At 73.6% G+C, this 15,343-nt stretch carries 11 protein-coding genes; 5 read left to right on the top strand and 6 right to left on the bottom strand.

Annotated features, from left to right (window positions below):
* Positions 1-5 precede the first annotated feature (5 nt).
* Both AMK25_RS08155 and AMK25_RS08150 read right to left on the bottom strand, forming a co-directional pair.
* On the bottom strand, positions 6-1,517 hold the full coding sequence (locus AMK25_RS08155; RefSeq protein WP_073827792.1) for a deoxyguanosinetriphosphate triphosphohydrolase family protein: 1,512 nt from the start codon (positions 1,515-1,517) through the stop codon (positions 6-8).
* A 48-nt stretch (positions 1,518-1,565) separates the two neighbouring features.
* Complete coding sequence (locus AMK25_RS08150) at positions 1,566-3,020, bottom strand: D-glucuronyl C5-epimerase family protein (RefSeq protein ID WP_073827512.1); 1,455 nt, start codon at positions 3,018-3,020, stop codon at positions 1,566-1,568.
* A 209-nt stretch (positions 3,021-3,229) separates the two neighbouring features.
* Between AMK25_RS08150 and AMK25_RS08145 the strand changes: the two genes are divergently transcribed.
* Together AMK25_RS08145 and AMK25_RS08140 are read left to right on the top strand one after the other, a co-directional pair.
* The gene (locus AMK25_RS08145) at positions 3,230-5,755 is read left to right on the top strand and encodes a Tex family protein (protein ID WP_073827791.1); all 2,526 of its coding nucleotides are present in this window, start codon (positions 3,230-3,232) and stop codon (positions 5,753-5,755) included.
* A 324-nt stretch (positions 5,756-6,079) separates the two neighbouring features.
* Entirely contained in the window at positions 6,080-6,514 is a 435-nt protein-coding gene (locus tag AMK25_RS08140) for a hypothetical protein (protein ID WP_073827511.1), read from the top strand.
* Here the strand turns inward: AMK25_RS08140 and AMK25_RS08135 are convergent.
* Entirely contained in the window at positions 6,477-7,487 is a 1,011-nt protein-coding gene (locus AMK25_RS08135) for a DUF389 domain-containing protein (RefSeq protein ID WP_073827510.1), read from the bottom strand. The genes AMK25_RS08140 and AMK25_RS08135 overlap by 38 nt on opposite strands.
* 215 nt (positions 7,488-7,702) lie before the next feature.
* Here AMK25_RS08135 and AMK25_RS08130 point away from each other — a divergent pair, with 215 nt between their 5' ends.
* Genes AMK25_RS08130 through AMK25_RS08120 form a run of 3 tightly spaced genes read left to right on the top strand, consistent with a single transcriptional unit; the run spans position 7,703 to position 11,258 of the window.
* Complete coding sequence (locus AMK25_RS08130; protein WP_073827509.1) at positions 7,703-8,833, top strand: DegT/DnrJ/EryC1/StrS family aminotransferase; 1,131 nt, start codon at positions 7,703-7,705, stop codon at positions 8,831-8,833.
* Entirely contained in the window at positions 8,830-10,038 is a 1,209-nt protein-coding gene (locus tag AMK25_RS08125) for a glycosyltransferase family 4 protein (RefSeq protein ID WP_083664669.1), read from the top strand. The genes AMK25_RS08130 and AMK25_RS08125 overlap by 4 nt, the downstream gene beginning before the upstream one ends.
* Positions 10,038-11,258, top strand: coding sequence for a glycosyltransferase family 4 protein (locus AMK25_RS08120; RefSeq protein ID WP_073827508.1), 1,221 nt, complete (start codon positions 10,038-10,040; stop codon positions 11,256-11,258). The genes AMK25_RS08125 and AMK25_RS08120 overlap by 1 nt, the downstream gene beginning before the upstream one ends.
* A 46-nt stretch (positions 11,259-11,304) precedes the next feature.
* On the opposite strand, the gene AMK25_RS08115 is transcribed toward AMK25_RS08120, so the two are convergent.
* From AMK25_RS08115 to AMK25_RS08105, 3 genes are read right to left on the bottom strand one after another with little or no spacing between them, the layout of a single operon-like run.
* Positions 11,305-12,663 carry a glycosyltransferase gene (locus tag AMK25_RS08115; protein ID WP_073827507.1) on the bottom strand — a complete coding sequence of 453 codons (1,359 nt, stop codon included), beginning with the start codon at positions 12,661-12,663 and terminating at the stop codon, positions 11,305-11,307.
* Positions 12,664-12,717: 54 nt separating this feature from the next.
* Complete coding sequence (locus AMK25_RS08110) at positions 12,718-14,040, bottom strand: oligosaccharide flippase family protein (protein ID WP_143194710.1); 1,323 nt, start codon at positions 14,038-14,040, stop codon at positions 12,718-12,720.
* Positions 14,037-15,326, bottom strand: coding sequence for an O-antigen ligase family protein (locus AMK25_RS08105; RefSeq protein WP_073827505.1), 1,290 nt, complete (start codon positions 15,324-15,326; stop codon positions 14,037-14,039). The genes AMK25_RS08110 and AMK25_RS08105 overlap by 4 nt, the downstream gene beginning before the upstream one ends.
* Between the last annotated feature and the right edge of the window lie 17 nt (positions 15,327-15,343).

The raw sequence follows: 15,343 nt of genomic DNA, 5'->3' as shown, positions 1-15,343 counted from the left end.
GGTCCTCAGAGCACGAAGGCGTCCGTCCAGAGCGCGCCCGAGCGGCCCGACAGCGCGTCCAGCATGGCCACCGCCTGGCCGTCGGTGAGCTGCGCGACAAAGTCGATGATCGCCCGGCCCCGGGCCCGGCCGATCCGGTCCGGGGTACGCGGGTGCAGCTCCGCCTCGGCCAGCTCGACCAGGTCGTGCAGCCGGCGCGGCAGCCGCGACTCCTCGTCCGGGTCCAGCAGCCACTCCCAGAGCGCCTCCACCAGCGTGCCCAGCAGCCGGGCCTGGCCGCGCTGGTGCAGCGCCAGGTCCGGGCGGGCCAGCACGAACCGGTGGTGGACGAACTTGAGCACCTGCACCTCGTGCCACTGCGCCTTGGTCAGCAGCACGTACCCGGAGCGGACGTGCGGCTCCGGGGTCACCGTGATGGCGTCCACGAAGCGGGTGGTCCAGCGGGCGGAGAACCGGGCGACGTACTGCTCCGCCTCGATCGAGCCGTCGAACGGCAGCGCCAGCAGACCCTCCACCAGTTCCTCGCGGACGTGCTCGACAGCGGCGGCGAACGCCTCGTCGTCGGCGATCCAGCCGTCCTTGCGGTGCAGTTGCCGGCGCAGCCGCTCGATCGCGGCTCCCGGCCGCCGGCCCGCCGCCTCCAGCGCCGGGGCGGTGATCGACCGCAGGTGCCCGCACTCGCGCTGCCAGGCCATCAGCTCGGCCGCCACCGCGCCCTGCTGGAGCACACCGACGCGGTAGAAGTCCTCCACGTCGTGGATCGCGTACGCGATGTCGTCGGCGGTGTCCATCACCGACGCCTCGGGCGTCTGCTGCCAGTCCGGGATCCGCCCGGCGAACGGCTCCCGCGCCTGGCGCAGGTCGTCCAGCTCGGTGCGGTACGCGCCGAACTTCACCGACCCGCTCTCCGGATCCTCCGGCGGCGCCGCCGCGCCCCGGGGCGGCGGGTCCAGATAACGCGGGTGCGGGTCGGGGTGGTCCAGCCGGGTCCACGGGTACTTCAGCATCGCGGCCCGGACCGCGGCGGTCAGGTCCAGCCCCGTCGTCGCCGCGCCGCGGATCTCGGTGCTGGTGACGATCCGGTACGACTGGGCGTTGCCCTCGAAGCCGTCGGCCAGCCCGAGCCGCTGCCGGGCCAGCCGGTCCAGCACCCGCTCCCCCAGGTGCCCGAACGGCGGGTGGCCGAGGTCGTGCGCGAGCGCGGCCGCCTCCACCACCTCCGGGTCGCAGCCGCCGAGCTTGTCCAGCAGGTCCCGGTACGCCGGATCGGCCGTCAGCCGCTCCGCGATCGCCCGGGCCACCTGGGCGACCTTCAGGCTGTGGGTGAGCCGGTTGTGCACCAGCAGCCCCGATCCGCCGGGACTGATCACCTGGGTGACACCGTTCAGCCGGGCGAAGAACGGCGAGCCGACGATCCGGTCCCGGTCGGCCCGGAACGGGCCGGCGGCCAGGTCGCCGAGCGCCCGGGCGCTGCCCCCGAAGAGCCGCCGGGCCCGCGGATCCGCAGGTGCCTCCATGATCGCCACGCTAGCGCAGCGACGCGTCGGACGCGCCACGACCTGCGCCTAGGGCAGCGAGGGCGCGTCCCCCAGCACCAGACCGGGAGCCGCCGGCAGCCAGTAACCCAGGTAGGTGCCGGCGGTGACCTGGTAACTCAGGCGGCCGTTCACCCAGGCGCTGGCGCCGAGTGGCGCGCCAGAGGTGCGCGGGAAGGTGACGGTCTTGGACCCGACGACCTGCCACCTGCTGTCGTAGGCGTAACCGGTGTAGGTGCCGGGCTCGACGGTCAGCAGCCGGGTGGGCGCGTACGTGTGCTGGACGAACTTCCCGGCGAGCCACCGGTTCTCCGCGTCCTCCGCGACGAACATGCCGGCGAACACGCCGTTGGCCATGCGGTAGTACACGCCCCGGCCGGTCACCCGGACGCGCTGGTCGGCGGTGGCGGTGGAGAACCGGATCAGATTGATCGACTTCTGCGCGACGATCCGGCCTGCCGTGTCGAACTGGTAGGCGACGTGGGAGCCGGGACCGAACCACACGATGCCGTCGACCGGCGGGTACGGATAGTCGGCGCGCAGCACGTCGGCGTACGCGGCGAACACGCCGGCATGGGTCAGCTGGTGCAGCGAGAGCATCTGCTGGGTGTGCACCTGGTGGTAGCTCGGGTAGGAACGCGCGCAGCCGACCGAGTACCGGCTGGCCCACTGCGGGACGCGCAGCGTGGCCGGCACGTACCGCCGCACCGTCGTGGCCGTCCCGTCCATCAGGCTCACCGCCCGGCTGTCCCGGGTGATCCGCCAGTAGTCGTACACGCCGTAGAACGCGTAGATCATGCCGTTGAGGACCCGTTCCCCGCGCACCCCCGGGCTGTCCGGGTATTCCTCCAGCCACAGGTAGCCGTCCGCGTCGGTCCAGCTGACCCAGGGCACGCCGAGCTGCGGCCCGAGCGTGAGGCTGAGGAACGTGCGGTCCGCCGCCGTACGCCAGGTGGCGTCGCCGGTCACCTCGTACAGCCGGACGAACAGGCTGAGGAGTTCCCCCTGCGCCATGGCGCTGTACCAGGGCGCCTGGAGCACCAGCCCGGTACACCGGGGCAGGTCGAAGGGGTACGAGTACCACCACGCCCCGCGGGACTCCACCTTGCGGTCCAGGTTCCGCCGGGCCTGCGCGATCGCCCGGTCCAGGAAGAAGCGGTCACCGGTGACCTGGTAGGCGTTGAGGTTGTCCAGTCCCCAGTCGGCCTGGACCACCGGGTGGTCGTAGAGGACGCCCTGCCAGTTGAAGAGCCGTACCCCGGAGGCGTCGTGCGCCAGCGGGTCGGTCCGCGGGACTGTCATCTGCCGCGAGGTCGGTGAGACCGAGCCGGGCAGCGGGCGCGGCAGGTAGCCGTCCCGGGCGTACGCGGTGAGCGTCGCGCTCCGCTCGGGGAGGGCGGCCGCCGCACCGGTCACCGGCGTCCCCGCCAGGCCGAGGGCGAGCACCGCGGCCACCGGCGCGCGCCAGGACAGGCGGATCCTCATGGGACCTCCAAGGTCGGGAGTGTGCCCCCATCCCAGCAACCGCTTGTCGCTTTTGCCAGCCTCATTTCATCATGCGTGGAATAGACGTACATAACATGAGTATTCGTGACTGTCGCGGATCCCCCGCCGGGCGAGGGCGGGCGCGGACGCCGTCGTCGCACCGGGACGGCAGAATGCACGGGAACCCACCCGAGAAGGCGGATCAGATCGTGACCCAGTCAGTGCACCAGCGGATCGCCGAGGAACTCGGCGTCGCCGAACGTCAGGTGCGGGCAGCAGTCGAGCTGCTCGACGGCGGCGCCACAGTGCCGTTCATCGCCCGCTACCGCAAGGAGGCCACCGGCCTGCTCGACGACGCGCAGCTGCGCACGCTGGAGGAGCGCCTGCGCTACCTGCGCGAGCTGGACGAACGGCGCGCAGCGGTGCTGGAGTCGATCCGCAGCCAGGGCAAGCTCGACGAGGCGCTGGAGGCGCAGATCCTCGCCGCCGACTCGAAGTCGCGCCTGGAGGACATCTACCTGCCCTACAAGCCGAAGCGGCGCACCCGCGCGCAGATCGCCCGCGAGGCCGGGCTGGAGCCGCTCGCGGACACGCTGCTGTCCGACCCGACGCAGGACCCGAAGGCCGTCGCCGCCGGGTTCGCCGACCCGGACAAGGGCGTCGCGGACGCCGCGGCCGCGCTGGACGGGGCGCGGGCCATCCTGATCGAGCGCTTCGCCGAGGACGCCGACCTGATCGGCACGCTGCGCGAGCAGATGTGGTCGCGGGGCCGCCTGGTCTCCCGGGTACGCGAGGGTCAGGAGACCGCCGGGGCGAAGTTCGCCGACTACTTCGACTTCGCCGAGCCGTACCCGAAGCTGCCCTCGCACCGCATCCTCGCCATGTTCCGGGGCGAGAAGGAGGGCGTGCTGGAGCTGACCATGGACCCGGAGGCCGACGGGGACGCCGACGCGACCACCGGCCCCAGCCGCTACGAGGCCGCCGTGGCGGGACGCTTCGGCGTCAGCGACCAGGGACGGCCCGCCGACAAGTGGCTGGCGGACACGGTGCGCTGGGCCTGGCGTACCCGGATCCTCATCCACCTCGGCGCGGACCTGCGGATGCGGCTCTGGCAGGTGGCCGAGGAGGAGGCTGTGCGGGTCTTCGCCACCAACCTGCGCGACCTGCTGCTGGCCGCGCCGGCCGGCGCGCGTCCCACCATGGGCCTGGACCCGGGCCTGCGCACCGGTGTGAAGGTCGCAGTCGTCGACGCCACCGGCAAGGTGGTCGCCACCGACACGATCTACCCGCACGAGCCGCGCCGGCAGTGGGACGTCTCAGTGCACACGCTCGCCACGCTCGCCGCCGCGCACGGCGTCGAACTGGTCGCGATCGGCAACGGCACCGCCAGCCGGGAGACCGACAAGCTCGCCGCCGACCTGATCAAGCGGCACCCGGAGCTGAAGCTGACCAAGGTGGTGGTCTCCGAGGCCGGCGCGTCGGTCTACTCCGCCTCCGCGTACGCCTCGCAGGAGCTGCCCGGCCTGGACGTCTCGCTGCGCGGCGCGGTGTCGATCGCCCGCCGCCTCCAGGATCCGCTGGCCGAGCTGGTGAAGATCGACCCGCGGTCGATCGGCGTCGGGCAGTACCAGCACGACCTGTCCGAGGTGAAGCTGTCCCGCTCGCTCGACGCGGTGGTCGAGGACTGCGTCAACGCGGTCGGCGTGGACGTCAACACCGCTTCCGCGCCGCTGCTCACCCGGGTCTCCGGCATCGGCGCCGGGCTGGCCGAGAACATCGTGCTGCACCGCGACGCCAACGGGCCGTTCCGCACCCGGGCGGAGTTGAAGAAGGTGTCCCGGCTCGGCCCGAAGGCGTTCGAGCAGTGCGCGGGCTTCCTGCGCATCCCCGGCGGCGACGACCCGCTGGACTCCTCCAGCGTGCACCCCGAGGCGTACCCGGTGGTGCGCCGCATCCTGTCTTCCACCGGGCAGGACCTGCGCGCGCTGATCGGCAAGTCCGCCATTCTGCGCGGCCTGCGCGCCACCGACTTCGTCGACGACACGTTCGGCCTGCCCACCGTCACCGACATCCTGGCCGAGCTGGAGAAGCCGGGCCGTGACCCGCGTCCGGAGTTCCGCACCGCCACGTTCGTCGAGGGCGTGGAGAAGATCAGCGACCTGACGCCGGGCATGGTGCTGGAGGGCGTGGTCACGAACGTGGCCGCGTTCGGCGCGTTCGTCGACGTGGGCGTGCACCAGGACGGTCTGGTGCACGTCTCGGCCATGTCGCACACGTTCGTCAAGGACCCCCGTGACGTGGTGAAGTCCGGCGACGTGGTCAAGGTTCGGGTGCTCGACGTGGACGTGCCGCGCAAGCGGATCTCGCTGACGCTGCGGCTGGAGGACGAGGCGCCGGCCGGCGGCGGGCGCCCGGCGGGCGGCGAGAGCCGGGGCGGCCGGGGCGGCGCCGGTCCCCGGCCGGGCGGCCAGGGCCGGGGCGGCCAGGGCGGCGGCCAGGGTCGCGGCGGCCAGGGCGGCGGCCAGGGCCGCGGTGGCCAGGGCGGCGGTGGCCAGGGCGGCGGTGGCCAGCGCGGCGGCTCGGGCGGCGGGCAGGGCGGCGGCGGACAACGCGGTGGCGGGCAGGGCGGCGCGTCACGCGGTGGCCAGCAGCAGCGGCCGGGGCGCGGTGGCGGCGGTCCGGCCCCGGTCAACGACGCCATGGCGGAGGCGCTGCGCCGCGCCGGGCTGGCCTGACACGTCCCGCTGCCGGGCTGAGGTCACGAACGGCTCAGCCCGGCAGCGCCCGCCGGGAAAACCGCGACGTGCCGGCCCGTGCCGCGCTCACGCGGCCCGGCAGGATCACCACCCTTGATCAACATAATCTCGCCGAGGTGGTGGCATCAGAGGCTCCGCGACACCACCACTTCGGCGAGCTGGAGTTGGTCACGCCGGGCGGCGCAGCGCGCCGGGAAAGGGTTCGACTGACACAAACCCCTTGATCACCGCAGCCTCGGCGGTGCGCCCCGGTCCCGGCGGCCTCTGCGCCGGGCGGCACCGGTTCCGCGTACCCTCGCGGGCGTGGGTGGCGAGGACGACGAGCTGTGGCGGGAGCGGCAACGCCACGCGGTGCGGGCGCACGCGGAGGCCGCCGCCCGCGAACGCGAGGCCGAGCAGGCGGAGGCCGCGGAGCTGGTGGCCCGGTTCGCCGCCGAGGCGCTGCGCCGCGGGCTGCGCGCCGACCGGCTGACCGCGACCGGCCACGACGGGCGCGGTCGCTACCGCACGCGGATCACCGGCTGGTACGTGGACCGGGCGCACAGCCGCGCGGTGGACACCGACGGGCGCTTCTACCTGCTCACCGTGCCGCCGGGCCTGCGGGCCCGGCTGCTCGGGGCGGACCCGCGGCCCAGCGCGCCGCCGCTGGTGGTCGGCCGGGGCGGCCGTGACGGCGAGTCTGTGCCGCTGGCGACGCTGCTCAGCCGTCGTCTCGACGCGGGCGACGACTGGCGCTGACCGGGGACGGCGGCCGGTCCGCCCGCTGCCGGGGCACCGCGTGCGCGGCCCGCCGGGCGACATGCCGCCACCAGCACATCTGGACCACGAGCGTGAGCAGCCCGGCGAGCACGATCGCGGCCAGGTTGATCACCAACTGGAGGGCGGAGCCGGCCGCCTCGTGCCACACGCCGTACGCGGACGCCACAGCCACGTTCGCCGCCGCCGGCACTGTGGTCACCGAGATCAGCACACCCACGAGCGAGCCGGACTTCTTCGAGGTCAGCGACAGCATGCCGGCCACGCCGGCGAGCAGGCCCACCACCCAGGACAATGCGTCAGGCCGCCAGATGAAGTCGGTCATCGGCCGTTCCGCGAGCAGCATGTCCCGGCCGACAAGGCCGGCCGCGGTGAGCGCCCAGGTGCTCAGCACGGTGGCCGCCATGGCGACGAGGAAACCGACCGTCAGCGCCTTGACCGAGTGGCCGACCACGCGCGGCTGACGCCGCAGCAGCGCCACGCAGAGCGCGGCGAGCGGGCCGAACTCGGGGCCGACCACCATCGCGCCGACGATCAGGATCGGCTGGTCGAGCAGCACGCCGATCCCGGCGATCATGGTGGCGACCACGATCAGGGCGAGGAACGTGCCGGTGAGCACCGTCTGCTCGCCGGTCTTCGCGGCGATCTCGTCCCACACCACGGCGTCCTCGCCGTGTCCGGGCGCCTCCTCGGCGGCCCGGTCGGCCGCCTCGGACAGGGTCAGCTCCACGTCGTCGGCGGCGATCGCGCCGTGCGCCTCGACGCCGAGTTCCTGCAGCCGGCTCAGCACGCCGTCGGCGCTCTCCCGGACCACGTCGCAGGTGACGTAGTCACCCGCGGGCTGGCGGGCGGCGCCGGGCAGCACCACGAGGTGCGTGACGCCTGGTTCGGCGGCCAGCAGTTCGACGACCGCTGACGACTGGTCGCTCGGCGCGATCACCCTCAGGTGCAGCACTCGTGGCTCCCCTGATCGTTGATTTCTGGCAGGGCCGCCGAACTCTACTCGTTCCCTGGCTCAGCGGTTCCCGGCTCGACGGCGTCGCGAGGCACGATCGTGTGCTTTTCGGCACGAACACGGCGTACGCCATCACCCCTCGGCGGGTTGTCCCGTTTACCGTCCGTGACCCTTCGCTACCACGACCGTGATCCCGCTGCGGGGACGGAGGCTCGATGACCGGCCGGATCTACCTGTCCCCGCCCGATGTCGGGCCCCTGGAGGAGTCCTACGTGCTCCGCGCGATCCGCTCGGGTTGGGTCGCGCCGCTCGGGCCCGAGGTGGAGGCGTTCGAGCGGGAGGTCGCGGACCGCGTCGGGACGGCTCACGCGCTGGCGCTGAACTCCGGTACGTCTGCGCTGCACCTCGCCCTGCTCACGCTCGGTGCCGGGCCGGGGAGTGTGGTGGTGGCGCCGACGATGACGTTCGCGGCCACCGCCAACGCCGCCGTCTACACCGGCGCCGAGCCCGTCTTCGTCGACTGCGACCCGGCGACCGGCAACATGGACGTGAGCGCGCTCGGCGAGATGCTCGACCGGCTGGGCCGGGCCGGCGAGAAGGTCGCAGCGGTACTCATCGCGGACATGTTCGGCACCTGCGCCGACTACGACGAACTGCTGCCGGTGTGCGAGGCGGCTGGTGTGCCGGTGGTCGAGGACGCCGCGCAGGCGCTGGGCGCCACCTATCGCGGGCGTCCCGCCGCCTCCTTCGGGCGGCTCAACGCGCTGTCGTTCAACGGCAACAAGATCATCACAACGTCCGGCGGGGGGATGCTGCTCTCCGACGACGAGGCGTTGCTCGCCCGCTGCCGGCACCTGGCCACCCAGGCACGCGAACCCGTGCCGCACTACGAGCACGTCGACGTGGGTTACAACTACCGGCTCAGCAACCTGCTCGCCGCGCTGGGCCGGGCCCAGCTGCACCGGCTGGACGGGATGATGCGCCGCCGCCGGCTGCTGCGCGAGCGCTACGCCAAGCTGTTCTCCGGCGTGCCCGGGGTCCGGCTGCTCGGCGACGGGGACGAGGGCTCCAACTGCTGGCTGACAAGCATCGTGGTCGACCCCGAGCGGACCGGGTGGTCGGCGGCGGAACTCGCGGCGCACCTGGCCGCGCGAGACATCGAGACCCGGCACGTGTGGAAGCCGATGCACCGGCAGCCGGTGTTCGCCGGGTGCCGCGCGGTCGTGACGGGCGCCTCGGACCGCCTGTTCGCCCAGGGTCTCACCCTGCCCAGCGGCTCCGCCCTGGACGACGACCGCCTCGCCCGGGTCGTCGGCGCGGTCGAGCAGTTCCTGGACGCCCGGTGACGGCCGGCGCGGGCATGCGCCCACTGCGGATCGTCGTCCTGCTGAAGACCGACCAGGGCGGACTCTGGATCATCCCGCAGGTGGAGGAACTCCGCCGCCGTGGGCACGAGGTCGTGGCGGTCCTGCCGCGCGAGACCGGGCGGCTGACCGAGGAGCTACGGCGGCGAGGTGTCGAGGTGCACGACTCGCCGTTCGACTTCCGCTTCCGGCCGCGGCCGTCGACGCTGCGGGACCTGTGGCGGCTCCGCCGCCTCATCAGCCGGCTCCGCCCGGACGTCCTCAAGTACCACCTGTACGCCTCAGCGCTCGCCGCCCGCTTCGCGAGCCTGCGCCTGCCGCTGCGCCGGGTGCACATGGTGGCCGGGCCGCTGTACCTGGAGTCTCCGCTGATCAAGCTGGTCGAGCGGGCGTTGTGGCGGCTCGACGACGTCACCATCTGCGGCACCGGCCACACCTCCGGCCTCTACGGCGCGCTCGGATGTCCCGCGCCCCGGCGCCCGGTCGTCACCTACGGCGCCCGGACCGCGCACTTCGCCGACCTGGAGGGCTCGGCCGGCCGGCGGGAGGTACGGGCCAAGGCGCGCGCCGAACTCGGCATCGAGGAGGGTGCGTTCGTCGTCATCATGGTCGCCTACGTCTATCCACCCCGGAAGCTGGTCCATCAGGGCCGTGGCATAAAGGGCCACGACGTGCTGCTGGCGGCGTGGCGTGAGTTCCGCGCCGACCACCCGAACGCCCGGCTGCTCCTGGTGGGCGCCGGCTTCTCGGCGGCCGGAGAGAAGCACCGGCGCGAGTTGATCCAGCGCTTCGGGATCGACCGGGACCCGAGCGTCACATGGTTGGCCTCGGTGTCGGACGTGCGCGACTGCTACCGCGCCGCCGACGTGAGCGTCAGCCCTTCCCTGTCCGAGGGACACGGTGCCGCTTGCGAGGCGGGCGCCACCGGGGTGCCCAGCATCGTCAGCGACGCCGGCGGTCTGCCCGAGACAGTCGACGAGACGACCGGCTGGGTGGTGCCGCGCAACGACGTGGCGGCGCTGGTCGCCGGGCTGGAGCAGGCGCACCAGGAGTTCACCGACGGCCGGCTTCGGCTGCGGGGTGAGCGGGCCCAGCGGTTCGCGCTGCGGCACTTCGACAACACGGTGGCGGCCGCCGACGTCGCCGACGTGGTGGAGGCCGCCTGCCGGACCGGCGGGAGAGCCTGATGCGGGTCGTGGTGACGTCGGAGTCGCGCTTCAGCCGCACTCCGGACGGCGCAGTGTGGGTCGAGGCCGGCCCGGACAACGCGATCTGGCGGCGGTACCTGGCCGCTTTCGACAACGTCCGCGTCGCCGCCCGGGTCCGGGACGTCGCACAGCCGCCGGCGGCCGCGTCCCGGGTCGACGGGGACGGCGTCGAGGTCTGGGCGTTGCCGTACTACGTCGGGCCACGGGGTTACCTGCTCGGGCGGCGGGCGATCGCCGCGGCGGTGACCGCCGCGGCGGAGCCTGAGGACGCGGTGGTGCTCCGGGTGCCCTCGCCGATCGGCTCGCTGCTGGCGCGGGCACGGAACCGGGCCCGTCTCCCGTACGCGCTCGAAGTGATCGGCGATCCGTACGACGTGCTCGCCCCGGGGGTCGTCCGGCATCCGCTGCGGCCGCTGCTGCGCACGCTGTCCACCAGGACGCTGCGCCGGCAGTGCCGCGAGGCCGCCGCGGTGGCGTACGAGACGGATCGGCGCCTACAGCTCCGGTATCCCACGTTGCCGACCACGCCCACGGCCGGCATCTCCAGCGTCGACCTGCCGCCGGCGGCGTTCGTGCCGCGGGCCCGGCCGCTCCGGCAGCTCCCGGACGAGGCGACACTGGTTTCGGTCGGCTCGCTCGAACAGCTCTACAAAGGGATCGACACGCTCATCTCCGCGTTGGCGCTGATGCCCGCCGAAGGCCCCCGGGCCCGGCTCGTGCATGTCGGCGTGGGCGCCTACCGTCCCCAGCTGGAGCAGTTGGCCGACCGGTCGGGAGTGGCCGACCGGGTGCGCTTCACCGGTCCGCTGCCCGACGCCGACGCGGTCCGCCGCCAACTGGACGCGGCCGACCTGTTCGTGATGCCGTCCCGCACCGAGGGCCTGCCCCGGGCGCTCATCGAGGCGATGGCCAGGGCGCTCCCGGCTGTCGGTTCGACCGCCGGTGGCATTCCGGAACTGCTCGAACCGGAGTGCCTGGTCCCACCGGACGACCCGGCCGCTCTCGCCACCACGGTCACCGCGATGCTGGCCGACCCGGACCGGCTCGCGGCAGCCTCGGCCCGCAACCTGCGCCGGGCCCATGACTTCTCCGCCGAGACGCTGGACGCCCGCCGGGCGTCGTTCTACCGGACCGTCGCCGAGACCGCCGCCGGCCGGGTGGGCCGGAGAGCACCGGCCCCGCTTCCGTCCCGACGCTGACGTCCGGCGCCCCGCACCTGATGGTGCGGGGCGCCGGAGGAACCGGTCAGCGGACGAGACGACGAGCAGGCCCGCCCGCGTCTGCGGCTTCCCGGAGGATGTCGAGGTAGCGGCCGAGCTGATCCTCACGGAACAGTCCGTCCAACGCGGCGGCCGGCACGGCCGGCACCCGCCCGGTCCGCTCCTTCACGGTCAGCCATTCCCGCAACTGGGACGCGATCGCGGCCGAGTCGTTCGCCACGACGCCCGCGCCCCGTTCGCGCAGCAGGCGTGCGGCCACGCCGTTCTCGTAACCGAGCAGCAGGACGGGGCGGCGGGCCTGGAGATAGTCGAAGATCTTGCCGGTCATCGTGCCGGCGTCCCGCGGATCGTTCCACATGAGCAGGACCAGCGCGTCCGCGTCGGCCTGGATCCGCCACGACTTCTCCGGCGAGACCGGGCCGAGCAGCGTGACGGAGTCGGCCACGCCGGCCCGCTCCGCGGCGGCGCGGGTGATGCCGTGGTCCTCCCCCGCGAAGATCACGTGCACCCGTGCGGCGTCCGCGCCGAGCAGGGCGATCGCGTCGACGAGCGGGCCCGGGTCACGCCTGCCCGGATAGATGTAACCGGTGTGCGCGAGCGTCAGAGTGGCCGCCGACGCATCGACGCCGACGGGAGTCGCGGCGGACTCCGCCGGCACCGGCCGACGGTCGATGCCGTTCATCACCACATGCGTCCGCACTCCGAACGTGCGGTGGATCGTGTCGGCCAGCGGCTCCGAGACCGTCACGCACGCCGCGACCGTCCGCAGCACTCGCCGCTCAAGCCTCTTGTCGACAGCTCGACGTAGCGCCGTCCGGACCCAGTGGTCGTTGCCGACCGACCACAGATCCCGGTAGTCAGCGACCCAGGGCGCCCGGAACCGCCGGGCGAGCGTCGCGGCCACCACGAACCCGGAGAAGGGCGGACCGGATGCCAGGATGACGTCCGGGCACCAGCCCGCGGCGGCCCGGTCGAAGTCGCGCACCGGCGGCCGGATCCAGTTGAGCTGCGGGTCCGGCAGCAACAGCTCCATGCCGACCTTCACCAGGAGGCGGTCGGCGCCGGTGCGGATCCGCCGGAGCCGGGATCGCGACGCGGCCCCGCCGCCGCCGCCGCCGCCGGTCGCCGTGCCGCCTCCGCTGCGGCCGGGCCGCGGCAGCCGCGGTGACGGCGCGGCCCGGATCAGTTGCTCCTCGGGCACCGGGACGGGAACCGTGCCCTGGTTCGCCCCGACCGCTGTCAGTACCCGGACGTCCCACCCCTGCCGTGCCGCGAACGCCGCGAGGGCCGCGGGACGGCGGGCGCCGACGGTCTCCGCCGGTGGGAAGTGATACGAGACGATCAGCAGGCGCGGTGCCGGCTCCTGATGTGGGTCGTTCGTCATGCAGGGATAAACGATTTCTTCCCGGACAAGAAATGACGAAAGGCGTCGAACGCCTCACCCCTGCGACACGAGTTGCGGCGCGGGGCGGGGACGACCGCGGTCCCGGCCGGCCGCCGTCACGACCCGCAGCGACATCAGCCACCCGACGCCGTACGCCAGCGCGCCGGACACCCCGAACGCCCACACCGCGGTCAGCGGCGACCCGCCCGTCAGAGCCACCACGGACACGGCTCCCGCCACCAGCGCGACGCGGCCCGCGTCCCAGGCGAGTTGAAGACCCTGGCGTTCGAACACGACAAGCGTCTGCGACAGCGGCGAGACGACGAGCTGAGCTGCCATGAAGACGGCCAGGGCCTGGGCGTAGGCGCCGCTGCTGTGCCACTGCGCGCCGAAGACCAGGCTGAAGGCCGCGGGCGCGCCGACCACCACGAGGAGCGCGCCGGGACCCGCGACCAGGGCCAGCTTCCGGCTGGCGTCGAGAAACGCGCGCCGGCCGCTCCGGGGCTGCTCCCTGGCGATCCGGGCGATCTCCCCCAGGTAGACCTGGGCCACCGCGGACGCCACGAGCGCGGCGGGCATGGCGAGCACCCGCTGGGTCAGTCCCAGCCAGCCGGCCACCGCCGAGCCGTACCAGTAGGCGATGAGCAGCACCGGCAACTGCATGCCGAGGACGTTGAGCAGACCGGACGGGGCCAGGAGGAACGGGAACCGCCGGTACCGGCGTGCCACCGCCAGCAGGCGTGGCGGCCGCCGGCCGGCCCGGGCACTCGCGCCGCGCCGACGGGCGTCCCCGAGCAGGACCGCGGCGGCCGCGACCTGACCGAACCCGAAGCCGAGCGCCAGGCCACCGGGGCGAAGCCCCGCCACCCCGGCCACGATCTGGGTGACCACCACCGCCACGGACTGGAAGAGGTTGCGCCGACCGATCGCGCCGTACCGACGGTGCCGCACGGCGAACTGGTTCAGCACGAGGACGACACCCATCGCGGCGGCGGAGGGCGGCGCCACCCAGAGCCAGCGGGCCAGCTCGGGCTGACCGAACCAGAGCGCCGCCCGGTCCCCCGCCAGCAGGACGACCGCCGATGCCAGGATCGCCGTGCCGGCGGCCGCAACGAGGCCGAGCCGCACCAGCGCGCGTGCATCCTCCTCCCGCTCGGGAAGCGGAACGGCCATCTCGAACCGGAGCGCGGCCACCGTGCCCACCGTGACCACGAGCGCGGCGACCACGGCGAGCACGCCGAAGTCCGCCGGGCGGTAGAGCCTCGCCAGTAACGGGACCGCAGCCAGCGCCAGCAGTTGACCGCCGGCCGACCCGGCGGCGATGCCGAGCACTCCGCGCCGCCCGCTCGACATGGCGAGCCGGGCCCGCCACCTCACCCAGCGACCCCCGGGCGGTCGACCGGCCGCGCCCGCCCGGCGCGAGCCCGTACCCCGGCGGGCAGCGTCGCCCCGGCCAGCACGAGCACACCGAGGGCCATCGCGGCGAAGAGCGGACGCCCAGCGTTCACGTCCCCGGACGTCGACACCGCCACCACGTTGAACGCCAGCACGGCCAGGACGAACCCGGCGACCGGATCACGCCGGGTCGCGCGCCAGAGCCCCGCCGCGACGACCACGGTGGCCAGGATGAAGGCCCCGCCGACCAGCCAGCCCGCCTCGGCCGGCAGTTCCAGCCACAGGTTGTGCGGATAGTTGTGCACGAGCATGCCGGAGTAGTCGCCCCAGTTGCCGTAGCCGACCCCGCCCGGATTCTCGGCGATCATCGGCACGCTGACCTCGCGCATCTCCGCTCGGGCGGTGCCGAACATCTCCTCGCTCGGATCGACCAGGAGCGCGTACACGCGGGGCGGCAGCAGCGACGGCAGGGCGATGACGGCGAGCACCAGGCCGCCCATCAGGCCCAGACCGACCCACTCACGCCGGCCCCGCCGGATCTTCAGGCGGAACCCGGCCAGCACCAGGACGAAGAGGGCCACCACGGTGGCCAGCAGCGGTCCCCGGGAGCCGGTCGCCAAGAGACCGAGGCCGAGGAGCACCGCCAGGCCCGCCGCCCACCACGCCGCCACCCGTTTGCTCAGGTAGAGCCAGGTGAGAGCGACGAGCGCACCGCCGATGGCCCGGGCCAGCCAGATCGGGTTGGAGCCGAAGCCGTCGGCCCGGCCGTCCTGCGGATCACCGTTGAGCGTGGCGATCGCGAGCACCACCCCCGACAGGACGAAGACGGCGGCGAACATCTCGACGTCACGCCGCCCGCGCAGCACCGCCACCGCCGCCGTGGCGAACACGGTCAGCGTCATGAGCAGCAGGAACTTCTGCCGGCCGTAGTCCGTCTCCGGCGGGTGCAGAACCCCCGGCAAGGCGAGGACGCCGAAGACCACAAGGGTCCAGAAGATCACTGTCCGGGCCCGCGAGGCCGGACGGAGGAACTCGTGCAGGAGCAACGGGGCCGCGAGCACCACCGCGGCGATCAGGAACCCGCGGCCGACCATGCGCGGGAACTGGTCGAAGTTGAGCACCAGCACCACGGCGGTGGCGCGCAGCACCGTCGAGACGAGACCGCCCGTGCGCCGTACCGGCGTCTCCGGTCCGGCGGGCCCACCGGGCCCACCGGGGCCGCGGACCGTGCCGATCGCCGACGACCGGCGGCTGTCCTGCATCACCATCACGTTCGAGCCTCCTG

This window comes from Micromonospora sp. TSRI0369, assembly GCF_001905625.1.
In the GTDB taxonomy this organism is placed as follows: Bacteria; Actinomycetota; Actinomycetes; order Mycobacteriales; family Micromonosporaceae; genus Micromonospora; species Micromonospora echinospora_A.
Note: the sequence above shows the minus strand (reverse complement) of the source record. Positions and strands in the feature narration are given on the sequence as shown.